The following is a 24,989-nucleotide window of genomic DNA, read 5'->3' on the forward strand; positions in this document are numbered from 1 at the left end:
ATATATAACTCGCTGAAGCAGATATTGCTATAAAACGTTTTTGTAATTTATTTCTTAGAAAATCACAAAAAATCATCCAGTTCTTTACGTTTAATATCGGCAGTAATATCTTTTATTTCCTGCTCCTTGTCTTTTTTGCAAATTAATAATACATCGTCGCTGTCTACCACAATATAATCATCTAACCCCTGAATAACCACTAATTTATTATCCGGTGTCATAATCATATTATTGGCTGCATCGTAAATCATCACATTATTACCCTTAACTGCATTACCATAATAATCTTTTCCGTAATTATCCCATAAACTTGCCCAGGTACCTAAGTCGCTCCAGCCTAATGCTGCAGGAATTACAAAAACATTATCTGCTTTTTCCATTATGGCATAATCAATGGAAATGCTCGGACAAATACTATATGCTTTCTCCAACATTCTTTTTTCATCTTTGGTATTAAATACTTTACGCGCAGCCCAAAATGCCTGATGAATGTCTTGTTGTAAATGATCAAAAGCTGTCATTATACTTTTTACATTCCATATAAAAATGCCGGAATTCCATAAAAAATCACCGCTTTTAATAAATGTTCGTGCCAACTCATAATCCGGTTTTTCGGTAAACGTTTTAACCTTATGAATATCGCGCTGAACTGTTCCTTCCTCAAATTGAATGTATCCGTATCCGGTGTCGGGGCGACTAGGTTTTATGCCCAGCGTCACCAAAACATCGTTTTTCTGTGTGTATTCCAATGCTTCCAGTACTACATACAAGAACTTTTCAGGGTTCAGCATGATGTGGTCGCTCGGAGCAATCACAATATTGGCATCCGGGTCAATACTGGCTATTTTGTGACAGGCATAAGCAATGCACGGAGCGGTGTTTTTTCGCATCGGTTCTGCCAAAATCCGCGATGCGTCAACTTCCGGTAATTGCTCATTAATTAATGGAATATATTGTTCATTTGTTACAATGAAAATGTTATCTTTGTCAGCTATTTTTAAAAACCTGTTGTAGGTAGTTTGAATCAGCGTTTCGCCGGTGTTGAGAATATCCAAAAACTGTTTCGGTTTTTTTATTCTGCTTTCAGGCCAAAACCTGCTTCCGATACCTCCGGCCATTATAGCCACATAAACTTTACTCATTGAAGCGGATGATAAATTTCTACTAAGAGAAAACTGTTTTATAAAATTTTATTATATTTAGAAGACGATTCTAATGTCGGAAAAGTTTTCGGCAAGCTGGTATATTGCCACCACTTTACGGCGCAAATATACCTTAAAAGACATTGAAAAAAACAAATTGAGCGATGGAAGTATCTAATATGACTGTGAAGGAAGCATTGAAGGAGTTTTTTGGTTTCGACTCATTTAAAGGAAATCAGGAGCAGATAATTGAAAGTTTGTTAAGAGGGCAGGACACTTTTGTAATCATGCCCACCGGAGGAGGCAAATCGCTGTGTTATCAGCTGCCGGCAATGATGCTGGAAGGCACTGCTATCATTGTGTCGCCACTTATAGCACTGATGAAAAATCAGGTGGATTTGGTGCGCGGATACAGCAGTAATAACGATATCGCCCACTTTTTAAATTCTTCCCTAAACAGGCAGCAAATTAAAAAAGTGAAGCAGGATATCACCGAAGGACGGACAAAAATGTTGTACGTTGCTCCGGAAACCTTACGAAAAGAAGAAAATATTGAGTTTTTTAAAGGGATAAAAGTTTCCTTCGTTGGAGTAGATGAAGCGCACTGTATTTCAGAATGGGGACACGATTTCCGACCTGAATACCGTCAGATTCATACGATGATTGAAACAATCAACGACGATATTCCTATTATCGCCCTCACGGCAACCGCTACGCCTAAGGTACAAAGCGATATTAAAAAGAATCTTGGCCTCGAAAACCCTAACGTTTTCATGTCGAGTTTCAATCGCCCCAACCTTTACTACGAAATCCGCCCAAAACGCAGCAGAGAATACGCTATCAAACAGATAGTGAAATATATCAAAGAAAATCCGCGCAAATCGGGTATTGTGTATTGCCTTAACCGGAAATCTACCGAAGATATTGCTAAAGTGCTGAATATCAACGGAATACGCGCAGGTGCTTACCATGCCGGTATGGACGCTCAAACCCGTCCGGAAGTGCAGGATAGGTTTTTGATGGAAGATTATCAGGTGATTGTTGCCACCATTGCCTTCGGAATGGGTATTGATAAGCCGGATGTACGTTTTGTTATCCACTTCGACATCCCTAAATCAATCGAAAACTACTACCAGGAAACAGGTCGTGCCGGTCGCGACGGGCTGGAAGGACGCTGTATTGCGTTTTATAGCTATAAAGACATTGAAAAACTGGAAAAATTCATGCGCGATAAGCCATTAGCAGAACGTGAAATGGGTGCCCAGTTGCTTGCTGAAACTGCTGCTTATGCCGAAGCAAGCGTTTGCCGCCGCCGATTCTTGTTGTTTTATTTTGGGGAAGAATATGATCGCGATAACTGCGGCAGTTGCGATAATTGTTTGAAACCTAAAGAAAAAATTGAAGGAAGAGATTATGTGCAGAATGCTTTGCGCGTTGTCGATTTCGTGAATGAAAATCATCATATTCCTTATTTGGTAGATTTACTTACCGGTAAAAAAACAACCGAAAACCAAAATTATCGTCACGATAAAATTGAATTATTTGGTGTTGGAAAAGAAAAAGATGATCATTTCTGGAACTCAATTTTACGTCAGTGTTTGTTAAATGAATTTGTTTATAAGGATATTGAACAATACGGTATCATTAAACTTACCGAAAAAGGCAGAACATTTATCGAAAAACCGAAATCGGTAATGATTTCGTTGAATCACGATTTTGAAGCAGATACTACCGATGTGGATATGGAAAATAACGCGAGCAAAAGCGTTCTTGATCCAATCCTGATGGATATGCTCACCAAACTGCGTGACAAAATTGCGAAGGACGCAAAAATGCCGCCTTATGTAATTTATTCCGAAAATTCGCTGGAAGAAATGGCAACCATGTATCCTACTACAATGGATGAAATTGTTAAAATTTCAGGCGTTAGCAAAGGAAAGGCAGATAAATACGGAAAACAATTTATCGACCTTATTGCGGAATATGTAGAAGAAAACGAAATTGAAAAACCATCTGAATTTGTAATGAAACAGGTGGTAAATAAATCGGCGCATAAAGTAAAAATTATTCAATTCATCGATAAAAAAATGCCACTGCCTGATATTGCAAAAAATATCGGATTAAATTTCCCGGATTTTATTGATGAAATTGAAACTATTGTAACATCAGGAACTAAACTAAGCTTAAATTATTATCTCGACGATTTAATAGAACAGGATTTACAGGATGAAGTACATGACTATTTCCTTGAAATGTCCAGCCCTGATTTAAAAACTGCTTTCAACGATTTAAAAGATGAAGGATTAAGTTTTGAAGAATTACGCCTGTTGCACATTAAATTTATGTCAGAAATGGCGAATTAATTTGTTATACAGTAAGTTTGTATCATTATTTTAAGCAATGCAGGACCAACAAACATTCGAAATAAAGCTGCCTCAATTTGAGGGGCCATTTGATTTGTTATTATTTTTTATTGAAAGAGATGAACTTGATATTCATGATATTCCGATTTCTATAATAACAAAAGATTTTCTCGACTATATTCATTCAATGACGCAATTAAATATTGAAGTAGCCAGCGATTTCATTCTGGTTGCAGCAACATTAATGCGTATTAAAGCAAAAATGCTCCTGCCTCGCAAAGAGTTGGATGAATTTGGTAACGAAATTGACCCACGTAAAGAACTTGTTGACCGACTGCTTGAATACAAACGGTATAAAGAAGTTATTACCGACCTTTCTTCACTTGAAGATGGCCGTCAGTTGAAAATTCAACGTGGCAATATCACTATGGAACATGAGTTGCTTGCTAAAAAACACAGCAATGAAATGGAACTCAGCAGTATAAATTTATTTGTACTGTTAAAAGTTTTCCAGAAGGTAATGGACCGGTTTAATAACCAGCCTACGGTTAAAGAACACGTTGTGTTTTCTTACAACTACTCTATTGAAGAGGAAAGTTTTGGCGTTTATGCTTATTGTAAAGGCAAAAAAAATGTTCCTTTTGGAGAAGTATTTACCAGTTGTAAAGACCGTTATCAGGCAGTTTTCCGTTTTTTAAGTGTGCTCGATTTAATTGCACAACAAAAACTTACATTACTGGTTGGTGAAGGTCCAAATAATTTCTGGTTGACATCCGACAACGAAAATTAAATTTTTAATAAAATAAAAAAAAGGCCGGACGCTTAATTGCATCCGGCCTTCGTTTTTGTAAAACTTATTGTACTGTAATTGTTAAACTAATTTGTCCGGTTAACCCATCGCGATTGGTAATAGTAAAAGTGTATTTTTCTGTATCACCTACTGTGGCTCCTGCAGTTGTGCTGAAATCATAATCGTAATCATCTTCATTTGCATCCGGCACATCAATATCGTAAACAGAAGTACCTGCGCCACCATTTACAGATTTGGTGATATTAAAATGCGTTAATACATCTTCACTTTCTTCTTCAGAATCTGCTTTTGCAGCTTCAATTCCAATTAAAATTGCACTGCCGGAAGTGGCATTTGCATTTGCCGATGTATAACCTGCACCCGTTTTAAAACTGATAGTTGGTGGTTCCATTTCATCCTCTTTGTTGCAAGATGTAAATGTGATTGCTAATCCACAAATTAGCATAAATGTTAATGCCTGAAATTGTTTTTTCATTTTAGTTACTTTTAATTTGTTTGGAAAAAATTATTTTAATATTTAATACGAGATTTAAGCCAATATTTTTATAACCTAAATCTTTAAAGCGGGATAAATGATCAACATAAACGGTGTTGAGTAAATTGTTTCCTGCAAGGCTGATTTCAACAGGGAAATATGCAATATGTAAAACCAGTCCTGCTCCTGCATTTAGTAATACATATTCAGGTGTAGATGATTCGTAAGCTGCAGTATTATACTGTCCGAAAACAAAATCGCTGTTTACAAAAGCATAAATGTTTTCTGCAGATTTAAATTGCGGGACAGTATATTTCAATTCCGGTGTTAATTTATTTGCCGGAATAAAAGGCAAATTGGAGCCATCTGCTTTAATTCCTTGCATCGCAGAGTATGCAATTCGAGCAGTAGCATTTTTAATTACAGAAGGTGCACAACTTATCTCAACTTCAAAACCGGATAAATTTGCAGTTTGTTGTTTATAACGATAAATCGGAAATCCAAACCACTCTTCACCTGTTGGTTCAATATAAATGTAATCGATAAAATGATTATAAAATACACCTGCATATCCTTGTAAAATATCGCCGTTATAATCAATACTTACTTCGGAATTGATATTTTTTTCATTTTTTAATGTTGGATCACCAATATCATAAGTAAATACACCTTCATGTAAACCGTTAGATGAAAGTTCAGCAAGATTCGGACTGCGAACACCGGTGCTGATATTCGTTTTAAGATTCCATTTTTGCGATGGAAAATAACTCCAACCGGCAAGTCCTGTTACAAACGGACGGTAAATAGTAAATGGGTCAATATCCTTATCGGGTGTGTTAACTCCCGGTGTAAGCAATGTTTTAATATAGCGCAAACCACCACCGCCGCCAATTTCAAACACAGATTTAGTATAATGAAATTTCAAATATCCTGAACCACTGCTTTCCGCCAACCAGGCGTCGGGTACAATTCTTTTTTTACCATAATTCGCATTTTGTTCCACACTTGAAATATTTGCAAATGCGAAATCCAAATGCGGATTAATTGTTTTCAACCACCTGAATGTGTACTCACCTGTTAGCAGATGCATATTTAAACTGATGGCACCACCACCTTCATCTTCCATTCTTAAATTCGATTGTACACCAACATTTAATTTAATAGTTGAGTTAGGTAAATACAATGTATTTTGTGAACTACCAAGATTTAACATAACAACATGATGTGGCCCCGGAAAAATTACGCGCCCAACGAGCATCAGGTTCTTCAAAAAAATCGGTGATATCGCTAAAAATAAATCCATAATGATTAAACGAAAAGTGATAATTATTTTCACTCGTCCAATTTTTTTTATTAAAACCATAAGTGCCTTTTAAATAATAACCGTCGAAGCGACTATTCAAAACACGTGTGCCACTACCATCAGCATAATCGGCATTATTTTCAGCACCAATTCTGATGCGCATCCAGTTATTGCCATAATTTGCTTTGTAACCGAATTGCATCATTCCACCCAGGGTATTTGAATTTATTTTAATTCCATAATCAGTTTGCGCAGTATGTAGTTCTGGTTTTGCTTCTTCTATTATGTTGATCACACCCGCAACAGCTTCTGTTCCATGTAAAATGGAATATGGGCCTTTTATTAATTCAACTCTGTCAATACCTATTTCACTTAATCCCAATCCATGTTCATCTTGCCATTGCTGATTATCAAAACGCAATCCGGAAACCAATACTAAAACCCTGTTGCCATATAATCCTCGTATTACAGGTTTCGAGATGGCAATGCCGGTTGACAGCTGACTAACACCCGGTATTTTAGCAAGTGCATCGCTAAGGTTAAATGCGCCGCTTTGCGATATTTGTTTCAGCGTAATGGGCTGTATTTGAATACTGGTTTGTGTTGCAGATTCATCCTGAAACGAGGTGACAATTACCGGTAATAATTTTACCGTATCAACCTGTGCACGAATAATTCCGGTTAACAATAAACACATACTCAGTATCCAACATTTATTAAATGATGAATACATGAACAAAAATTAATAATTAGAAAAATTGACTGTTGAATTTAAACAACTTGTTTAAGCAGCAATTTTATTAGGTGGCGGGGTAATTACCTCGGTATGTAGTTGACTTATATAATAATCCGATTGTATTACCCGTAATTCCGGCTGAATAATAATACCGGTAATTACTTCATCTTGCATATCCTGAACAAAAGGAAAAAATGGAAATACTTTTGTAGTAAGATGTTGTTTGTTTTTTTCTTCCATTGCATGCACTAAAGCATTTTCTGCTTTATCGTTTATCGCATATAATGTGATATTATCACCATGTTGAACAGTTGCGTAGATATCATAATGTATTCCGTTAATTTTAATTTCGAATACTTGCTTACTGATATAATCTTTAGGTAACTTTTTAAACGACTTGAGTGATAAATTGAGCACCTCAGGGTTTAATTTTCCCATTGCAAATTCATCTTCACGATTGGCGGCTCGAGCGCGCACAAAATGGTGACCAGCAATAAAGGTTAACCCACTGCCTGCAAAAAGCAATACGAATAAAAATAATATCGAAAAAGTCCGCCTGAAAAGCATCAATTAACAAAAGTAAGTCGCTTCCGCCAATAAACTTACACGTTTTGTCACAAAATTGTAAGATTTTTAATTCAAATTATGCTAAAAACTTCGCCGTCAAAGAGTTAACGTTATTGCTGGCACATTTTTTTAACCAGTAACATTTCCTTATCAGCATAATTAATAATTTCCTCTGCCGAATAAGTGATTTCAAAATCAGGCATAACTCCGGTATAAGGATAATCATAAAAAAAATCGTGGCTTAAATGAAAAATCGGGAATTGAATTTGAATAGTGGAATTAGGTAAAATTAATTTACAATAGCTACCGCCGTTGTTTCCGTTTAATCCACCTGCCGTCTCCTCACCAATTAGAACCGCATCTGTATACCGTCGCAGATATGCTGCAGTAATACCGCTTGCAGAAGCTGACTTGCCGTTAACTAAAACATACAAATTTCCTTCATACCTATATTTATGGGGTTTAATTTTATAAGTAAAAGTAGCATATCCATTTTCGTATTTACAGCGATAAAATTCCCCGACATTAAATTTTAACATTTGTAAAAAATATGTTCTTTTATCGACATAAGGTTTAGCGGCTCCTGTTTTTTTTGTCATTTGGTATGTTTGCACACTATCTAAAAAATACCCTAAAAATTCGGTTAGGTTGTTCCGGTTGCCACCTAAATTGTCTCTTAAATCAATAACTAAATTATTTACTTTATTTGATTCAATGTAATTGAATACACTTTTATAAAAAGCGGAATATTTGTGATCCGGAAATCCATTTATATCTAAAACATAAATAGCGGTATCATTATTTAAGCGATAAAATTTACAATCTTCCATTTCGAATAACAGCGTATTTAATTCAACTACTTCCTGAACAGGTTTAGATTGTATAGATGCAATTTTGAAAGTGCGATCGGGATTTTTTACCGTTACAATAAATGAGTCCGGATAATTTAAAAATCCGGCTAAAAAGAAATAACCATAATCTTTTGTATAACTGTTATTTGTAGTAATAAGATTGCCATCACTGCTGCGGTAATGCCACATTTTGTCAATTAAATAAGCAGTTGGAACAGCATTTATGGAAGCTACTTCTAATGGCAAAGTAATATTTGAAATTGTATCACCAAGCTGCTTAATAAGAAATAATTTTCTCCCATCTATAAATACATCAAAAGGAAAATAATTAGGTTTTATTGGGGGCAAATCCATTTTAATTGTTTCAGTGTATGTATGTACACAATTTACCATAGTAGTATAATACCTGATTTCTTTGTAAAAGGAACGAATGCCAATTGAATCAGTAATTTTAGATTGAAGCGTATCTAATAAGCGTATAGCATTATTAATTGCAAATTCATTTCCGGGATGTGCATCGGCAAGCGCTTGTTGCAAAAAAACAATATCACTTTGCGCCTGTTGGGCAGAAATATTTTGTGCGTATGTATTATTTATAAAAAAAAATAAAAATAAAAGGATATAATATTTCATATGAGGTTCAGCGCGCCTTAAAAACAAAATTAAATGTTTAATCTGATTAGTAAACTATTAATTTTTTACTTTCTATGTTGTTTAAGGAATGAATTTCAACAATATAAACACCGTTAGGCAGGTTTGAAATATCAATAGTATGATCAAATTGTTTCCCTGAAGTATTACCTTGAAGTTTAATATTATTATATCTTCTACCGAGTAAATCTGTAATCATTAATTTGTCAGCGGTAAGGTTGATTGAGGAAGTAATTGTTACAGTATTGTCTGCCGGATTTGGATACAAATTAAATGCTGCCGGATCAAATTGATTTTCGATTTCAAGTGGAAAATAAAAGGATGAGTCAATAATAATAAATTCATCACCTTCTTCATAATCGGTATATGCCATAAAGGTCATTAACATTTCATCTTTTGTATAAGCACCTTCATAAACATCAATAGGAGGGTCATTCGGATTGTCAGGATTATCACTCGTATTATTATAAACCGCAATTGCATGAAAACGTGCACCATCCGGTACTTTCATAACTGATGGAAAAGTATAAAAATATTGCCAATGAAAATCCCAAACCGGAATATCAATAACCGGAATAGAATCACCTTCAATAGTTTCATACCAAATTTTATATGACTGCCCAAGCTTGTGCATATGTGGCATTATCGCTACAAAAGATTTATCGCCAATCATGGCTGATGAACGTTGCTTAAAAGTAACAATGCTATCGGCCGGAATATATAATGATCCGCTGATAGGATTATACAATGGTGTGCTTACTTCACATTCTCGCACTGTTGCAATATCATCAACAAATGTAAAATTTATTCTGGTGCTGTCTGTCAAACCTGCATTGTTAGGCGCATAATGTATTTGTACAACAAAATCAGAACCTACAGGAATTTTAATTCCCCAATTTTCAGGTAAAAATAAGGGCCCGCTACCCGGCGACCAACCCCCAATGTAATTCACAACATTTGGCCATCCGGTATCTTCATTAAATCCTGCCAATGGATCTAACTGATCTAATGAATCAGAATATCCGGTTGGATCTAAATACATATCTACGTGATGCACCAGATTCCAATTTCCGGGAATAATTTCCATTATGTTGAAATATTTATCTTCAGTAAAACCGGTATGAATCACAAAATGGCGATATTCATCATAATCATATTGTGTAACATATTCACCTATGGAAAAACTAGTATGCACAGTATCTAAAATGGATGTCCCGAAATTATAATGTGGCATTTCAACTGATGCTGTATCACCGGCTTCAAGGCCGTCAAAAATCCATTTTGAAATGGCGAATTTTTCGTCGGCCGTAAGCACTAATTCACCTGCAAAATGTGTGTAGTTGTCATCTGCCGGCCATGGTGGCATTTCTTCTGTTAACGCGGCTTCTTCAATTTCACCTGCTTTTATTTTGGCTTCACTGTAGGTTAATAATGAAAAAGGTGCAATTCCTTCAGGACGATGGCAGCTTGTGCAGTTTTTATACAAAATCGGTGCAATATCTGCACTCCAGGTAGTTTGTGTATATACCCTAAAACAAAATAAGCATCCTGATAACAATAAAAAATATTTCACCATGTAAATGTACAATCCCTTTATAAAAGAATTATACTTTTAACAACAATTAAATATAAAATATTTAGTTGGTCTACAGCCTGTTTTTAGCTTAATTAGTTGAAAACCAACTCATTCTGTTAAGAAGATTATTGAATCACACCCAATTCTTTCCCAACTTTAGTAAAAGCAGCAATTGCTTTATCCAAATGATGTCTGTCGTGACCCGCTGAAATTTGCACACGAATTCTCGCCTGTCCTTTCGGCACAACCGGAAAATAAAAACCGATTACATAAATGCCTTCATCCAATAATTTAGCTGCCATGGTTTGACTTAATACGGCATCATATAACATAATAGGTACAATTGGATGTTCACCCGGTTTAATATCAAATCCTGCCGCCGTCATTTTTTCACGGAAATAGGTTGTGTTGGTTTCCAGTTTATCGCGTAATTCTGTTGTTTCACTTAATAAATCTAAAACTGCAATTGATGCTCCGGTTATTGATGGTGCTAACGTATTTGAAAATAAATACGGACGTGAACGTTGACGCAACATTTCGATTATTTCTTTTCTGCCTGATGTAAATCCTCCACTTGCACCACCTAATGCTTTTCCCAATGTGCCGGTAATGATATCTATTTTACCCATTACACCACGATGTTCATGTGTGCCTCTTCCTGTTTTTCCTAAAAATCCGGAAGCATGGCACTCATCAATCATGATTAATGCATTATATTTTTCTGCAAGAGCAACAATTAAATCTAATCGTGCAATAGTGCCATCCATACTAAATGCGCCATCAGTAACAATAATTCTGTTGCGTTGTGCCTGTGCTAATTTTAATTGTGCTTCCAAATCATCCATATCATTATGCGCATAACGATAACGAACGGCTTTACATAAACGAACACCATCAATTATGGACGCATGATTTAATGCATCAGAAATAATAGCATCTTCTTCATTAAATAATGGTTCAAACACACCACCATTTGCATCAAATGCTGCTGCATATAAAATAGTATCTTCTGTCCCTAAAAATTCAGATAATTTATTTTCTAAAGTTTTATGAATATCCTGAGTTCCACAAATAAAACGCACAGAGCTCATACCATATCCATGACTGTCAATTGCTTTTTTTGCAGCTTCAATCACTTTTGGATGTGAGCTTAATCCTAAATAATTATTAGCGCAAAAATTAATTACCGAGCGACCATCTTCTAACTTAATATCAGCACCCTGCGGTGAGGTAATTACGCGTTCGTTTTTATATAATCCTGAATCTTTAATTTCCTGAATTTCGGCCTGAAGACGGTTTTGAATGGTATACATATGTAAATTTTGCTGTGAAATTATGCTAACTAAATGGTTCAAGCAACTTCAAATAAAAATGATTTGTATTTTTATTACTGAATCACACCAAACCAATTTATATGCGCAAGTTGTTTACTGTCGTTTGTTTGCTTTTTTCAGCCCTTTTATCTCAATCTCAAACCCCCATTGGCGGCATTATTAATACGTATTCAAAAGTAGATTCAGTAAATACATGTCTAAACACGGCATATGCGGTTACACCCGGAAGTTTTGCAGTTGGCGATAAAGTTTTGCTCATTCAAATGAAGGGGGCAGATGTAAACCTGACTAACACGGCAAGTTTCGGTAATATCAACGCTTATAACAATGCAGGAAATTATGAGTTTGCGATAATCGCATCGATAACCGGAACTGCTATAAAATTTGAAAATGTATTACTCCGGACATACACAAACGGTGCGGCTTTACAATTGGTAAAAGTGCCTGAATATGCCGATGCCAATGTAACAACCACCCTAACTTCCGCCGAATGGAACGGTTCTACAGGTGGAATTTTGGTTTTACAGGCCGATTTATTGACCCTGAATGCCAATTTAGATGTCAGCGGAAAAGGTTTTAGAGGTGGCAATGCCGGAAATTTCCCTTCCAGTTGCCCTACAGGCACAGGAACCTCATTATACTATTCTGATACCCTCAGTGGAAAGGGTGGCGAAAAAGGCGAAGGAATAGCACTTTTAACAAATGCCTACCTCGCTTGTCGCGGAAAAGCTGCCAATGGAGGCGGTGGAGGAAACGATCACAACGCAGGCGCAGGTGGCGGTGGAAACGGTGCTGCAGGCGGAATTGGCGGCGAAAATGACGAACCGGTGTTTTCTTGCCCGGGAAGCGAAGGTTTTGCCGGAATAAGCGTGGACAACACGGCTTTGAGTAATAAAATATTCGCTGGAGCGGGCGGTGGTGCCGGACATGGTAATAACAATAATGCAAGCGACGGCGGCGATGGCGGAGGAATCGTGATTATAGTAGCAAATCAGATAAATGGCAATGGCTATAGCATCATTTCGAACGGATTATCTGTTACTGACCTTGCCTGGGGCGATGGAGCCGGTGGCGGTGGTGCGGGAGGTTCAGTTGCAATAAATGCAAATACCGTTTCATCACTTGCAATAAATGCAAAAGGCGGAAAAGGCGGCGATACAGGTGCCGACCAATGCACAGGTCCGGGTGGTGGCGGCGCAGGTGGTGTGTTAAAGGTCAATTTAGGCGCTGTTTGGCCCGGAGTAACTACTGATTTAACCGGAGGCACATTTGGAACAAACACTACCGTAACCAGCGATTGCTTTGGAGATAACAACGGAGCTGCTGCAGGTGGAAACGGAATTACCGTTACGGGATTTTCACTATCAGAAAGTGTAACCGCTTATAACCCGGATTTTGCCAACGCGGGAGATGATGAGTTAGTGTGCGCCGGAAATACAATAACATTAAATGCATCAGGTGGCGTTGCTTATAGCTGGTCGCCGACAACTTATCTTGACAATCCTTTAATTGCAAATCCTAATTGCGCGCCGGGTGCGGATATTACTTATACCGTTACCGTAACAAATGGCTCCGGATGTACTGATACTGATAATTTAACTGTAACAATTGCTCCTGCTGTAGTAGCAAATGCCGGTGACGATGTAATTGTTTGTGGTGGAGCCGGTGCTGCACTTTCTGCTTCAGGTGGTGTTAATTATAGCTGGTCACCAACTGCATTTTTAGATAATCCGTTAATTGCAAATCCGGTTAGCTCAACACCAATCGATTTAATTTATACAGTTACAGTAACCGATGCAAATGGTTGTGTTGGAACAGATGAAGTTTTTGTGGATATAAGTAATGCTGATTTTTTAACAACAAGCGATGATGCATCTGTTTGCGCCGGAGGCTCTCTCGAATTAAATGTTAGTGGCGGAACAACATATATTTGGTCGCCTTCTACTTATTTAGATAATCCATTTATTGCTAATCCAATTTGCACACCATTAGATGATATTACTTATTATGTTGCTTCATTTAATTTAGATGGTTGTGAAGATATCGATACGGTAATTATTTCTGTAACAACAAGTGACTTTGTATCTGCAGGTGATGATATTGAAATTTGTGCAGGTAACTCCACAACATTAAATGCAACCGGCGGATTAATTTACAACTGGAGTCCGTCAACTTTTTTAGATGATGCAACAATTGCGAATCCGATATGTACGCCGTTAACGGATATGACATATATTGTTACAGCAACGTCAGGTTTTGGTTGTATTGATGCAGATACTATTTCAGTAAATGTATTGCCTTCCGATTTTGCAGATGCTGTTGCAACGGCAAGTGTGTGCGCCGGAACTACAGTTGAATTATCTGCTTCAGGTGGTGTTGAATATAGCTGGTCGCCTGTAACTTATTTAGATGATCCGTTTAGTGCAAATCCAATTTGTACACCGTTAACCGATATTACTTATACGGTAACTGTTACAAATGCTTTTGGTTGTTTAGATGAGGCAACAGTAAATGTTAATGCAATCTCGCCCTTGCCGGTTATTGCCGGTCCTGATACAGTTACTTGTGGCATTGGTCAGATAAAATTATTTGTAAGTGAAGGCGAATCCTATTTATGGACACCTGCAACTTATTTAGACAATGCATTTGTTCAGGAGCCAACAAGTAATCCCGCAACTTCAATTACTTATATTGTTTTTGTTACAGATATAAATGGTTGCATAAATTCAGATACCGTTGATATTATTGTTAATCCAAATCCGGATATAATTGCATCAAATGATATTACCATTTGCAGAGGCGATACCGTTACCTTGTCAGCAAGTGGTGGTGTTGAATATGTGTGGTTCCCTGAACCTATAGAACCATGTGCCGATTGCGAAACTATTATTGCTGCACCAACTGCAACCACAACTTATACCGTTCAAGGTTATGATGCAAATGGCTGTTTTTCAATTGACGAAGTTGTAGTTACGGTTGATGTGTGTGATGCAATTTATAACCAATTGGTTGGGGAGATAAATATTTATCCAAACCCGGCAAATAATTATATTGTTGTTGAAATGCCGGAAATAGTTACTTCTCCTAAATTTATATTATTCAATATTTTAGGTGAACAAATTCCATTGAAAATAAATACAACGAATAATACTTCTACATTAAACTTTGATAAACTACCAACCCAGCAATTGGTTTTACAAATAGTTACAGATTTTGGTGTTATTTATAAAACAATAACAGTCCAAAATTAATTAGAAAAGGCGCGTTACTTTTTGAAACGCGCCTTTTTTATTTGAGATAAAATGAAATTAGCATTTACATTTTATCGTATCGTAAATTAAATATCCAATCATCGCCAATTACAATTGCATCATCCTCTACACGTAAATACATGTCGTAGTCTACCATGTAATAGATATTGCCGCAAATATTTTCCATACGCAGTTTATTGAAAGGGAAGTTGCGTAAATACAATTGGTGTTTATATTTTCTGTAAATTACTTTAACCTTGTTGTTATGGTTTTGCAGATAATATTTTCCCGTAAAATTTTCAACAGGTATATTGGCTGAATCTTCAATTTTATTGTAAAGCCGTTTATTTAAAAAATATTCTCCGCCAATCCAGGAAAATTCTGTTACGGTATCATTTATCATAACAAACTCAACTGCATTTCTCAATGAGTCGGTATAATAAATGGTGTTTCCCATTTTACCGGTATAGGTTAAGGCATGATACCGTGTACTTTTATTTAATGGTAATCTTAAAATAAGTGTATCACCTTTTAATTTTACTTCGCGTATAAAATTATTTTCAGTAATAAAAACACCTTCTAGTAATTTCTGATTAAATCCGGGCAATACATCCGTTTTTGTTTCTGTTGCCGGGTAGTTCATTATTGCATTAGAAACTTTATCTACGGCAACAAAAGGGGAATAATTAACTGCATTATTCCACGCAATTATAGAAATATGTTCATCCGGGAAACGGCGGTATTGCGTTAAATATTCACCCCAGCCTCCGGAGTGTTCATACACAGCTTTACCACGATATGGTTTTTTAATTATCCCGCAACCATAATAAACACTATTGCCATTATTTAATGAAAATGTTTTTTGTAATGTATCTATCAGTGCCTGCTTTTTTGCGCCAAGCTGATTGTGATAAAAATTTTTATCCCACAAATACATATCATACAAAGTGGAATTTACTCCCGTTGCACCAATTGCATCGGCATAGGCAAATGAGCCGTGTGCTTTTCCTTTTTTAGATAAAGGATAATTGCCCGTTCCGTCCTTCAAATATTTTTCCTTTCCTTCAGACACATATGTGTTCTGCATGCCTAAGGGAATAAAAATATTTTGCGTTAAATATGTTGAATAAGTTAATCCACTCGCTTTCTCAATAACCATTGCAAGTAACATATACCCTGCATTACTATAAGCAAACGATTCGCCAACAGGTGCATTTAATTCGGGATATGCCTGCTGATATTGCACCATGCCATCAAATGTAAATAACTGTTTGTTATAGTTATATAGAAAGGATGCAAGTTCAAATTGGTCGCGAATGCCACTGGTATGACTTAATAGTTGATTTATGGTTATTGGTTGACCATAATCAGGAAATTCAGGCACATATTTATGAATATCGTCGTTGCGATTTAATTTTCCTTCTTCTTCTAACAGCAAGATGGCAATGCCGGTAAACATTTTAGTTACAGAACCAATATTGTACTGTGTGTGTAACCCGATAGGCAATTCTTTTTTAACGTTCGCATATCCTGAAGAACTGAAATAAACAATGGAATCATCTTTTATTACTATAACGCCCATGCCCGGACCATTGCTGTCGGGATTTGTGCCATATAAAATACTGTCTAATTGCTGATAAGTAACTCCGGTTTCAAACTGCGCATACGTGAAGAAATATCCAAAACAAAAAAGCAACAGAAAAAAATAGCGCATGTGTTCCTTTTATTTATTTAAACCATCCGAATAAACCTTTTTTCTCTTTTTCAGGTTTTTCCTTTTTCTCTTTTTTCGGTTTTACTTTTTTAATGTATTTAATATTGTAAATCCAGTCATTACCTATAGTTAATTCGTTTTTATTGAAATTTACAATATACGGCTGGTCTTCCACAACATAAATCGACCCGCCTTTAGGTATTAGATTGTATGATATAAACGGAAAAGGGTGAATGGTTAATTCATCTTTTTTCGAAAAATATTGAATGCGTACTTTTTTATCTAAAGCAGCACAATAATATTTACCTGCAAATGAAGTAATTCTTGGTGGTGTCACGGTGTTTTCTTTTGCATAATAGCGATTACACATAAAATATGTACCACCATCCCAATGCAAACCTTCTATTTTATTTCCATTTATTTGGAATACCACACTTGAACCGATCGTATCAACAAATGCATAACCACCATTTGTTGTAGCACCGGTGTAGTTTAATGCGTAAGCTGTAGTATCTTCATCAAAAATTCTTGCAATATATAATTTCCCTTTTTGGCGATATACGTAGCGCACTAAATTATTTTCTGCGGCGTAAACACCTTCCAGTTTTTGTAAGGTTGAATCGGCAAGGCTTTTTTGCACTAACCAATGTTGCTCTTTAAACGATAACATATTATTTGAAATAGCATCACAAATATCAAATGGTGATATTAAATATGAATTCATACAAATAATGATGGATATATCTTCATTTAAAAAACGACGATAGAGGGTTAAATATTCACCCTGTCCGCCACTGTGTTCAGCAATTGGTTTTAAACGATAGCTTTTAATTAATAATCCTGCACCGTAATGTACATCTGTACCATCAGATAAGGCGCCGGATGTTTCCATTTTAGTAATTAATTGGTTTCCGCCTTTTCCAAGTTTGTTATTTAAAAAATTCTTATCCCATTTGGCAAGATCTTCTGTTGAAGAAATAATTCCACTTGCACCTAAAGGGTTTGTATAGGCTTCTGCTTTTTTTGCTTTGCTATTGGTGTTATTTAATTCATAATGTGTTGAACCATCGCGCAGACTACTATTTTTTCCTTCTTCAACATAAGTATTTAACATGTTTAAAGGTGTAAAAATTGTTGTTTGCAGATATTGCGCATAACTCATTCCTGAAACCCGTTCAATAATAACTGCGAGCATCATGTATCCTGTATGCGAATAGGCAAAAGTGGTTCCCGGTGCTGCATTTAATACCGGATATTTTTTCTGCCATTCCAGCATTTCAGCAAAATTGTTCAACTCATCTTTATCTTCAGAAATTAAAGTTGCCAATTCCAAATGATCACGAATTCCTGAAGTATGATGTAATAATTGTTGAATTGTAATCGGATAACCATAATCCGGTAATTCAGGAATATATTTATGTATATCGTCGTTTAAACTTAATTTGCCGGCTTCTTCCAATAATAAAATTGCGGCACCTGTAAATTGTTTTGTAACCGAACCAATATTAAACTGACTGCTTGGAGTAATTTTCATGTTTTCACCAATGGAAGCTTTTCCGCGCTGAGCAGTATAAATTACTTCTCCCTTTTGAACAATACATAATGAGTAACCCGGTAATCTGGTGCTGTGATCAAAAGTTTCCAGTACGGAATCTATTTTTTCTTTGTTGAAAGTAACCTGCGCGTTGCCAACAAAGGCGGTCGCTAAAAATTGTATAAGTAAATAGCAATAAATAAATCGGATGCGCATGGTTAACATCATTAATTCAAAATGGTAATTGAAGTGAATAACTGCCTCAAAATTAAGCAAGTGTATTGAGATTAAACATGGTTGTCACAAATTGGCATTTTACCCTGTCACAAAATGCGCTTTACTGTGGAGTACAAAAAAAAGGCCACCTGTTAAGGCGGCCTGTATAATATTGCGTGTAAAACTTACTTAACCAGCTTTATTTTGGTCCCTGTTTTAAGGGTTTCATTCTTTTCTAAACCATTAAGCTCACGAATTTTTTCTACTGAGTTATCCGGATATTTTTGAGATATACCCCAAAGAGTATCTCCCGGTTTTACGGTGTAATAGATAACCTCTGTTGTAGGCGCTTCTTTTTCTGCAGGAGCTGCACTAATCAGTTGAATATCAGTGAGTTTTTGTTTTTCTGCCAGGGTCATTTTATTAATCATGGCATATTGCTCTTCGTTTTTGGCAGGAACTGTAATTTTCAATTTCTGTCCCGGAACAATTTTGGTTGAGCTCAGCTTATTCCATTTTTTGATATCTGCCACAGTGCAATCGAACCAATCGGATATATAACCCAGGTTGTCACCTTTTTTTACAGTATAACTCACCACAACCGGTGCATCGGGGTCTGCTATTTCTTTACTTGCTGTAGTTGTGCTTGCAGTAGCGTCACCGGTAGTTTTTGCAGTGGTAGTTGTTTTACTTGCATTAACAGCCTCAACATTTTTGGCTAAAGTTGCCAGATTTTGCGATTCTTTTTTATCTAAAGAAGCATATAACGAATCCTTATTTGCATAAAAAGTTGCCACTGATTTCATAGGTAAACGCAGCGGATAAGGATACGGAGAACCCGGAATTGTTTTTGTTTTTAACGCCGGATTATTCAACGCAATTTCATCTGCAGTCAGCCCAACATAAGGTGCTAACTGTTCGATGGTCATTTTGTGGGTAATCATGAGCGTATCCATCATGCTGAAATCGTAATCATATTTCGCCGGACGAATATTGTGTTCTTTATGATATTCAAACACATAGGTAGCGGCAATAAATGCCGGAACATAACCACGTGTTTCTTTTGGAAGGTAATTTTCAATATCCCAGAAAGTTTTATCTCCCCCACCAGCTTTACGCAATGCTTTGTTCACGTTTCCCGGTCCGCAGTTATAAGCTGCAATTGCCAGGAACCAGTCGTTATAAATTCCGTATAAATCTTCTAAATAGGCTACAGCTGCAACGGTTGCCATATAAGGATCTCGGCGCTCATCAACATAAGAATCAATTCTTAAACCCATTAATTTGCCTGTTCCGTTCATAAACTGCCACAAACCGGTTGCTCCTGCTTTAGAAACTGCATGTGTATTTAAAGCAGATTCAATAATAGCAAGATATTTCAGCTCAATAGGCATGTTTTTACGGTCGAGTTCTGCTTCAAACATGGGAAAGTAAGATTGACTTAAGCCTAACATGTTGGAAACCTGCGTGCGGCGGCGCATACAGTATAAATCGATAAAGCCCTGCACTGACTTATTGTAAGTATAAGGTATTGGTGAATTGATTTTGCTTATACGTTCAGCATATACTTCAGGTGTAAAACGCGGCGTATCGGTAGCTGCGTAACCAAGCATATCATAATCTTTCTGGTCAAAAGCCCAGGCCGGATTACTCGAAAAATATGCGTTAAAAATACTGTCTATCGCGTCGATACTTTCGTCGGTACCATTTAAGATAACGTCATTGCCCGGACCGCTAGAATTAGAGACTTGTGCTTTTGCCACACCCCATAGCAAAAGGCATAATACGGTAATTCTGATGTAGTGCATTGGTTAGATTCCCCCCTTGTTTTAAAATTTGGTCGTTGTTGTAAATGCTGTTAGGGTTATAAAACTATAAAATTAGCTAAATATTGTACCCGAGAATACAAATATCATTATCAACAGCCAAATTTTAATAATTTTTAAGAAGATGGTCTGTCACAGAAAGCAGCAGGTCTTCACTATAATAATTCCCCATAAACTGGGCGCCAAATGGCATTCCGTTGGTATGTCTAAATAAAGGGACACTAATGGCAGGTAGTCCTGTTATATTTGCCTGAACGGTAAAAATATCGGCAAGATACATTTCAATCGGGTCAGTTGTTTTTTCGCCCAGTTTAAATGCTGTACTTGGTGTGGTAGGTAATAAAATGAGGTCGTATTCGCTCAGGGTTTTAGTGGTATCATCGCGGATAATGCGGCGTACTTTCTGAGCCTTGGTATAATAAGCATCGTAATAGCCTGAACTTAATACGAAGGTTCCAAGCATGATTCGGCGTTGCACTTCTTTCCCAAAACCTTTTGAACGTGAGCGTTTGATAACACTTTCCATATCACCTGCCTCCTTATCGCGGTAACCGTAGTGAATGCCTGAAAAGCGGCTAAGGTTTGATGATGCTTCAGCGGTTGTAAGCACATAATACGTTGGCACGAGGTAATCCAGGAATTTTAAATCCTGCGCTTCAACGGTATGGCCTTCAGCTTTTAATTTTTCAATAAGTGTATACATCGCTCCACTAATTTCCGGGTCAATCTTAGGATTGTCGAGGGTTTGCGGGTAATAAGCGATTTTTAATTTTTTGTCGAGATGTAATTTTTCGGAATAAGCCGGAACCGGGTGTTGAGATGAGGTTGAATCGTTAGCATCGGCTCCTGCCATTACTTCCATCATCAAAGCCATGTCTTCTACCGTGTTGGTGATTGGTCCGATCTGGTCGAATGAAGATGCAAAAGCAATTAAACCGTATCGTGACAAGCGGCCATAGGTTGGTTTAAATCCGATATTGCCGCAAAAAGAGGCGGGCTGACGAATACTTCCGCCGGTTTCGGAGCCGAGACTAGCCATACACAAATCGGCCTGAACAGCTACGGTTGAGCCTCCTGAGCTACCACCTGAAACCCTTGTATTGTCCATATCGTTTAAAACCGGACCAAAGGCTGAGTTTTCATTTGATGAACCCATTGCGAATTCATCACAATTACATCTACCGATGATTATAGCATCTTCGGCAAGTAATCGATCAATAACGGTGGCATTATATAAAGAATGAAAATCGTCGAGCATTTTAGAAGATGCAGTGAGTTTTTTGCCTTTCATGGCAATTACATCCTTAACACCTATTACCATGCCGAACAGCTTGCCAAGTGGCTTTCCGCTCTTGAGTTTTGCATCAAGTGCATCAGCTTTTTCAAGTGATTCGTTTTCGAAAATTTCTAAAAATGCGTTGAGATGTTGTTTTTCGTGGTTGTTTTGCAGATAGTATTCTACCACTTGCCTGCAGGTAAAATCACCCGCACGCATCCCTTGCTGAACATTTTTCAGTCCAGTACGTACTATTGAACTCAAACCGGAATACATCTAAAAGAGCAAGATTTATTTCTCTTCAGATTTCTTAGGTTCGTCCATTCCCTCACGAATTTCGCGGCTTACGTTGTTTTTAGCATCGTTAAACTCACGAATACCTTTACCAACGCCACGCATTAGTTCCGGTATTTTTTTACCGCCGAATAGTAATAACACAGCAAATAAGATGATTATCCATTCCATTCCGCTTGGCATTGCTAGTAAGAGCACATTATTCATTTCCTGAACTTTTGATTTCAATACAAAGGTATAGGTTTTTTGTATCGGATGGGTAAAAATGTTTTAAAATCGGGGTGGAGGATTTGAGGGAACGCGGAACCCGGCGGGGCGGGTCGCAGATTTTTGCTGATTTAAACTGATTTTTTTGGTTGGATGTGTTTGAAGAGGGAACCTGCCTACCGGCAGGCAGGCGCGGAACCCGGCGGGGCGGGTCGCAGATTTTTGCTGATTTAAACTGATTTTTTTTTGGGGATTTGTGAAGGATGCCCGCAAGCGGGGTACACATTTTTTGGTGGATGTTATTAAGGGTGGATGATGATATTTTTGATGAGAATAATTTTAATTTTTTTCGAAAATGTGGTAAATCTGGTATGTAGGGGCGAATTGAATGCGCCCTTACATACCGGATTTACGTTTGGTTAGGAAGGATTTTATTCGTCGAGGTAGTTGATGTCCATTTGCCAGCCGCAGCTGATGCTTATTACTGAAGGTTCACGGTTGATGGTGTGGAGTAGGTCGATGTAGGATTTATCGTAAAGGGTTGATTTAATTTTGAATTCATAATAATTTCCTGAGCCCATTATTGGGAAGAGTTTTGCATCATATTTATCGGCAATTGTTTTTATAGAATCATATGTAAGGTACGGACTTACAATTATTGTTGCTGTTTTTTCCGGATATGCCATCTTACCGCTGCCATTAAAAAATGCTGCCTGTGATAAACTACCGATGGATGATTCATTAATTAAATTTTTTATTGTTTGTTGCAATTTTTGTGGGTTTGTTTCTAAAAGTGTGATTACAATCTGCTGCGGATAATATTTAAAACTTTGAAATAAAACATTAGGATATTTTGATTGTAAATATTTTACTTCAATTTCAATACTGCCCGGTTTTGTTTTACTATAAAAAAAGACATCCCAATTAATTAAATATTCATTGTTAACCCAGGTAATCGGTATTCGTATGCCGTTTTGTTCAACATAATCTTCATTTTGTTTAATTAAATAATAAGTAAAATAGGCCTCACTACCGTTTGCCCATTGAATAAATTTTGCATCAACATGTGCGCTGTCACAAATAATTTGAATACTGTCTGCATCCATCGGAACAAATAAAATTAAATTGTTTCCACTTTTTTCAAAATCAGCTGTAATCCATTCTGTTTTAGTTTTAATATGAATGGAAATTGTTTTACTTAATCGTTCAGGGTTTCCAATTGTAACAGTTAGTTTTTTATTGTAGTTGGTTGACAGTTGGGGAAAACCATTTTCATCCCAATTACGCCATACACCTGACTTTTGGCCATTTTTTGCATTAATTAATCCGTATGACTTAGGTATACCTGAATCATATACCTCCAATACCATTCGTGTATTTGATAAGGTATCTTTTTTCGACTCATACCGGATAATTTTACCGGTTTGTTGATCCCGAACTTCAGTGCCCGGCGCTGCTACAAAATAGGAAAACCCTTTTATTTCTCCGGATTTATCACCGTAATAGACATAAGTATTTCTTTCTATTAAATAAACTGTTTCCGGAAACGGCGTTAGCCATTCGTTATAGGTTAAATAAACTTTAGATTGCGGCGCAATTTTATCCGGTAAAGAAAATGTTGATTTACTGTAACTGTGCGATAAGGAAAGATTTAGTGTGTCCGGGCAATTGTTAAATAAAGAAAAACTATCGGTATAGGTATAATATTTGTCGTTAGAGGGCAATTGTAAAACCGGTAAAAAACCATTCGACCGTTTAGCCCATGTGATACATTCTTTTTGGTAAGTATATTTAAAAGGTGGTAATAAAAATTCAATTTTTCGCTCCGTAAAAATCCATTCACCATTTTCCAATTTATAATGATCGTAGTATTTTTCCTTGTGGTTTTGACTGATTTCGTACTTAGTTATGAGCGGGTTGTTTTCTTTTAATACAACATTATTGCTATTGCTCAAAACCGAGTCATAAATATATTTTTGCTGATCACTGTCAAAAATATAATAACAGAAATTGGTGGAGCGGATTTGATTTTTTTCATCTGTTACTTTGGCCGTCATAATTCTAAAATCAGAAACGCCTTCAGGGTTGTCGTTATAAAAATCTCCTGTTTCAATGTTTTGTTTAAAATAATTCGCGGGAAAAGGTAAAGTTCCTGTTATAGGTATTTTCTGAATTACAGCCAATGTGTTTTTATCATGCACTCTTACCTGATATACCTGCAATACGGTGTCACCAACGCTTTCATCAAATTTTTTGCTGTAATCAAACTTTAAATAGGTGTTTTTGATGGGATATTGCGGTAGTGGAAGGGGTTTTCTGACCGCTATGTCAATTGTGAAGGGATCAAACAAGGTTCCATCATCAAAACGAATGTCTGTGATTGTTTCACGGTCAAGGTTATTATTACAAATGTCTACCGATTTGGAATAGGGCATGTAAACATAAATGGAATCCCTTGTTTTTTTATTAATGATTAATGCCTGATATAAGAGCTCAGGCTTATCACCTTTTTGTGTTGGTATTTTACAGGTATACCAGTTGTTATTTAATTTGGGATAATAGTTTTGTGTTTCATAAGGATTTTTTTGATTGCGAGCGTTTTGGGGTGTATTTCGTTTAATTTTTCGCGGGGTTAAGTCCTGAGTATTGGAACTGTAAACCGATACATTTTCATACCAGTAAGGCAAACTATCTTCATTAACCAGAAATACATCAAACTTACCGTCATCTATTGATTCACCATTATTTACAATATTGATAATAAATAAATGGCTGTTATATTCCATACAACCACCCTGTCCATATCCATTGTTGGCCAGTAAGCATACAAAAAGGAAGAAAAATAGTTGCTTTAAAAACATA

The 24,989-nt window shown here is 36.6% G+C and carries 17 protein-coding genes; 3 read left to right on the forward strand and 14 right to left on the reverse strand.

Features of this window, described 5'->3' with window-relative positions:
• Positions 1-62: 62 nt before the first annotated feature.
• Positions 63-1,142 carry an NTP transferase domain-containing protein gene (locus IPI65_08675; protein ID MBK7441584.1) on the reverse strand — a complete coding sequence of 360 codons (1,080 nt, stop codon included), beginning with the start codon at positions 1,140-1,142 and terminating at the stop codon, positions 63-65.
• A 164-nt stretch (positions 1,143-1,306) separates the two neighbouring features.
• On the opposite strand from IPI65_08675, the gene recQ reads away from it, so the two are divergent.
• Positions 1,307-3,505, forward strand: a complete 2,199-nt coding sequence (gene recQ / locus IPI65_08680) for a DNA helicase RecQ (protein MBK7441585.1) — start codon at positions 1,307-1,309, stop codon at positions 3,503-3,505.
• Between the two features lie 37 nt (positions 3,506-3,542).
• On the forward strand, positions 3,543-4,295 hold the full coding sequence (locus IPI65_08685; GenBank protein ID MBK7441586.1) for a segregation/condensation protein A: 753 nt from the start codon (positions 3,543-3,545) through the stop codon (positions 4,293-4,295).
• A gap of 64 nt (positions 4,296-4,359) precedes the next feature.
• On the opposite strand, the gene IPI65_08690 is transcribed toward IPI65_08685, so the two are convergent.
• From IPI65_08690 to kbl, 7 genes are all read right to left on the reverse strand, one after another.
• Positions 4,360-4,791, reverse strand: a complete 432-nt coding sequence (locus IPI65_08690; protein MBK7441587.1) for a hypothetical protein — start codon at positions 4,789-4,791, stop codon at positions 4,360-4,362.
• A gap of 1 nt (position 4,792) precedes the next feature.
• Complete coding sequence (locus IPI65_08695) at positions 4,793-6,004, reverse strand: TonB-dependent receptor (GenBank protein ID MBK7441588.1); 1,212 nt, start codon at positions 6,002-6,004, stop codon at positions 4,793-4,795.
• Positions 5,988-6,827 carry a TonB-dependent receptor plug domain-containing protein gene (locus tag IPI65_08700; GenBank protein MBK7441589.1) on the reverse strand — a complete coding sequence of 280 codons (840 nt, stop codon included), beginning with the start codon at positions 6,825-6,827 and terminating at the stop codon, positions 5,988-5,990. The genes IPI65_08695 and IPI65_08700 overlap by 17 nt, the downstream gene beginning before the upstream one ends.
• Before the next feature lie 51 nt (positions 6,828-6,878).
• Positions 6,879-7,400, reverse strand: coding sequence for a hypothetical protein (locus tag IPI65_08705; GenBank protein MBK7441590.1), 522 nt, complete (start codon positions 7,398-7,400; stop codon positions 6,879-6,881).
• Positions 7,401-7,507: 107 nt separating this feature from the next.
• On the reverse strand, positions 7,508-8,881 hold the full coding sequence (locus IPI65_08710; GenBank protein MBK7441591.1) for a hypothetical protein: 1,374 nt from the start codon (positions 8,879-8,881) through the stop codon (positions 7,508-7,510).
• Positions 8,882-8,927: 46 nt separating this feature from the next.
• The gene (locus IPI65_08715) at positions 8,928-10,475 is read right to left on the reverse strand and encodes a T9SS type A sorting domain-containing protein (GenBank protein MBK7441592.1); all 1,548 of its coding nucleotides are present in this window, start codon (positions 10,473-10,475) and stop codon (positions 8,928-8,930) included.
• A 125-nt stretch (positions 10,476-10,600) separates the two neighbouring features.
• Entirely contained in the window at positions 10,601-11,788 is a 1,188-nt protein-coding gene (gene kbl / locus IPI65_08720) for a glycine C-acetyltransferase (GenBank protein MBK7441593.1), read from the reverse strand.
• A 101-nt stretch (positions 11,789-11,889) separates the two neighbouring features.
• Here kbl and IPI65_08725 point away from each other — a divergent pair, with 101 nt between their 5' ends.
• Entirely contained in the window at positions 11,890-15,060 is a 3,171-nt protein-coding gene (locus tag IPI65_08725) for a hypothetical protein (protein MBK7441594.1), read from the forward strand.
• Between the two features lie 64 nt (positions 15,061-15,124).
• Here the strand turns inward: IPI65_08725 and IPI65_08730 are convergent, their stop codons facing one another.
• From IPI65_08730 to IPI65_08755, 6 genes are all read right to left on the reverse strand, one after another.
• Entirely contained in the window at positions 15,125-16,774 is a 1,650-nt protein-coding gene (locus IPI65_08730) for a beta-lactamase family protein (protein MBK7441595.1), read from the reverse strand.
• Positions 16,775-16,787: 13 nt separating this feature from the next.
• A complete protein-coding gene (locus IPI65_08735; GenBank protein ID MBK7441596.1) occupies positions 16,788-18,524 on the reverse strand; it encodes a beta-lactamase family protein in 1,737 nt (578 codons plus the stop codon).
• 185 nt (positions 18,525-18,709) lie between these two features.
• Entirely contained in the window at positions 18,710-20,332 is a 1,623-nt protein-coding gene (locus IPI65_08740; GenBank protein MBK7441597.1) for a transglycosylase SLT domain-containing protein, read from the reverse strand.
• Positions 20,333-20,456: 124 nt separating this feature from the next.
• On the reverse strand, positions 20,457-21,902 hold the full coding sequence (gatA, locus tag IPI65_08745) for an Asp-tRNA(Asn)/Glu-tRNA(Gln) amidotransferase subunit GatA (protein ID MBK7441598.1): 1,446 nt from the start codon (positions 21,900-21,902) through the stop codon (positions 20,457-20,459).
• A 15-nt stretch (positions 21,903-21,917) separates the two neighbouring features.
• Positions 21,918-22,127, reverse strand: coding sequence for a twin-arginine translocase TatA/TatE family subunit (locus tag IPI65_08750; protein MBK7441599.1), 210 nt, complete (start codon positions 22,125-22,127; stop codon positions 21,918-21,920).
• Between the two features lie 431 nt (positions 22,128-22,558).
• Complete coding sequence (locus IPI65_08755; protein MBK7441600.1) at positions 22,559-24,913, reverse strand: hypothetical protein; 2,355 nt, start codon at positions 24,911-24,913, stop codon at positions 22,559-22,561.
• Positions 24,914-24,989 lie beyond the last annotated feature (76 nt).

This window comes from Bacteroidota bacterium, from assembly GCA_016706255.1.
Taxonomy (GTDB): domain Bacteria; phylum Bacteroidota; class Bacteroidia; order Chitinophagales; family BACL12; genus UBA7236.

What these genes read in the sequence shown, in the direction of transcription:
- IPI65_08710 (MBK7441591.1), bottom strand. Translation starts at nt 8,881, where the DNA reads ATGAAATATTATATCCTTTTATTTTTATTTTTTTTTATAAATAATACA.
- IPI65_08735 (MBK7441596.1), bottom strand. Translation starts at nt 18,524, where the DNA reads ATGCGCATCCGATTTATTTATTGCTATTTACTTATACAATTTTTAGCG.
- IPI65_08690 (MBK7441587.1), bottom strand. Translation starts at nt 4,791, where the DNA reads ATGAAAAAACAATTTCAGGCATTAACATTTATGCTAATTTGTGGATTA.
- IPI65_08715 (MBK7441592.1), bottom strand. Translation starts at nt 10,475, where the DNA reads ATGGTGAAATATTTTTTATTGTTATCAGGATGCTTATTTTGTTTTAGG.
- kbl (MBK7441593.1), bottom strand. Translation starts at nt 11,788, where the DNA reads ATGTATACCATTCAAAACCGTCTTCAGGCCGAAATTCAGGAAATTAAA.
- IPI65_08675 (MBK7441584.1), bottom strand. Translation starts at nt 1,142, where the DNA reads ATGAGTAAAGTTTATGTGGCTATAATGGCCGGAGGTATCGGAAGCAGG.
- IPI65_08750 (MBK7441599.1), bottom strand. Translation starts at nt 22,127, where the DNA reads ATGAATAATGTGCTCTTACTAGCAATGCCAAGCGGAATGGAATGGATA.
- gatA (MBK7441598.1), bottom strand. Translation starts at nt 21,902, where the DNA reads ATGTATTCCGGTTTGAGTTCAATAGTACGTACTGGACTGAAAAATGTT.
- IPI65_08725 (MBK7441594.1), top strand. Translation starts at nt 11,890, where the DNA reads ATGCGCAAGTTGTTTACTGTCGTTTGTTTGCTTTTTTCAGCCCTTTTA.
- recQ (MBK7441585.1), top strand. Translation starts at nt 1,307, where the DNA reads ATGGAAGTATCTAATATGACTGTGAAGGAAGCATTGAAGGAGTTTTTT.
- IPI65_08740 (MBK7441597.1), bottom strand. Translation starts at nt 20,332, where the DNA reads ATGCACTACATCAGAATTACCGTATTATGCCTTTTGCTATGGGGTGTG.
- IPI65_08695 (MBK7441588.1), bottom strand. Translation starts at nt 6,004, where the DNA reads ATGTTAAATCTTGGTAGTTCACAAAATACATTGTATTTACCTAACTCA.
- IPI65_08730 (MBK7441595.1), bottom strand. Translation starts at nt 16,774, where the DNA reads ATGCGCTATTTTTTTCTGTTGCTTTTTTGTTTTGGATATTTCTTCACG.
- IPI65_08755 (MBK7441600.1), bottom strand. Translation starts at nt 24,913, where the DNA reads ATGGAATATAACAGCCATTTATTTATTATCAATATTGTAAATAATGGT.
- IPI65_08685 (MBK7441586.1), top strand. Translation starts at nt 3,543, where the DNA reads ATGCAGGACCAACAAACATTCGAAATAAAGCTGCCTCAATTTGAGGGG.
- IPI65_08700 (MBK7441589.1), bottom strand. Translation starts at nt 6,827, where the DNA reads ATGTATTCATCATTTAATAAATGTTGGATACTGAGTATGTGTTTATTG.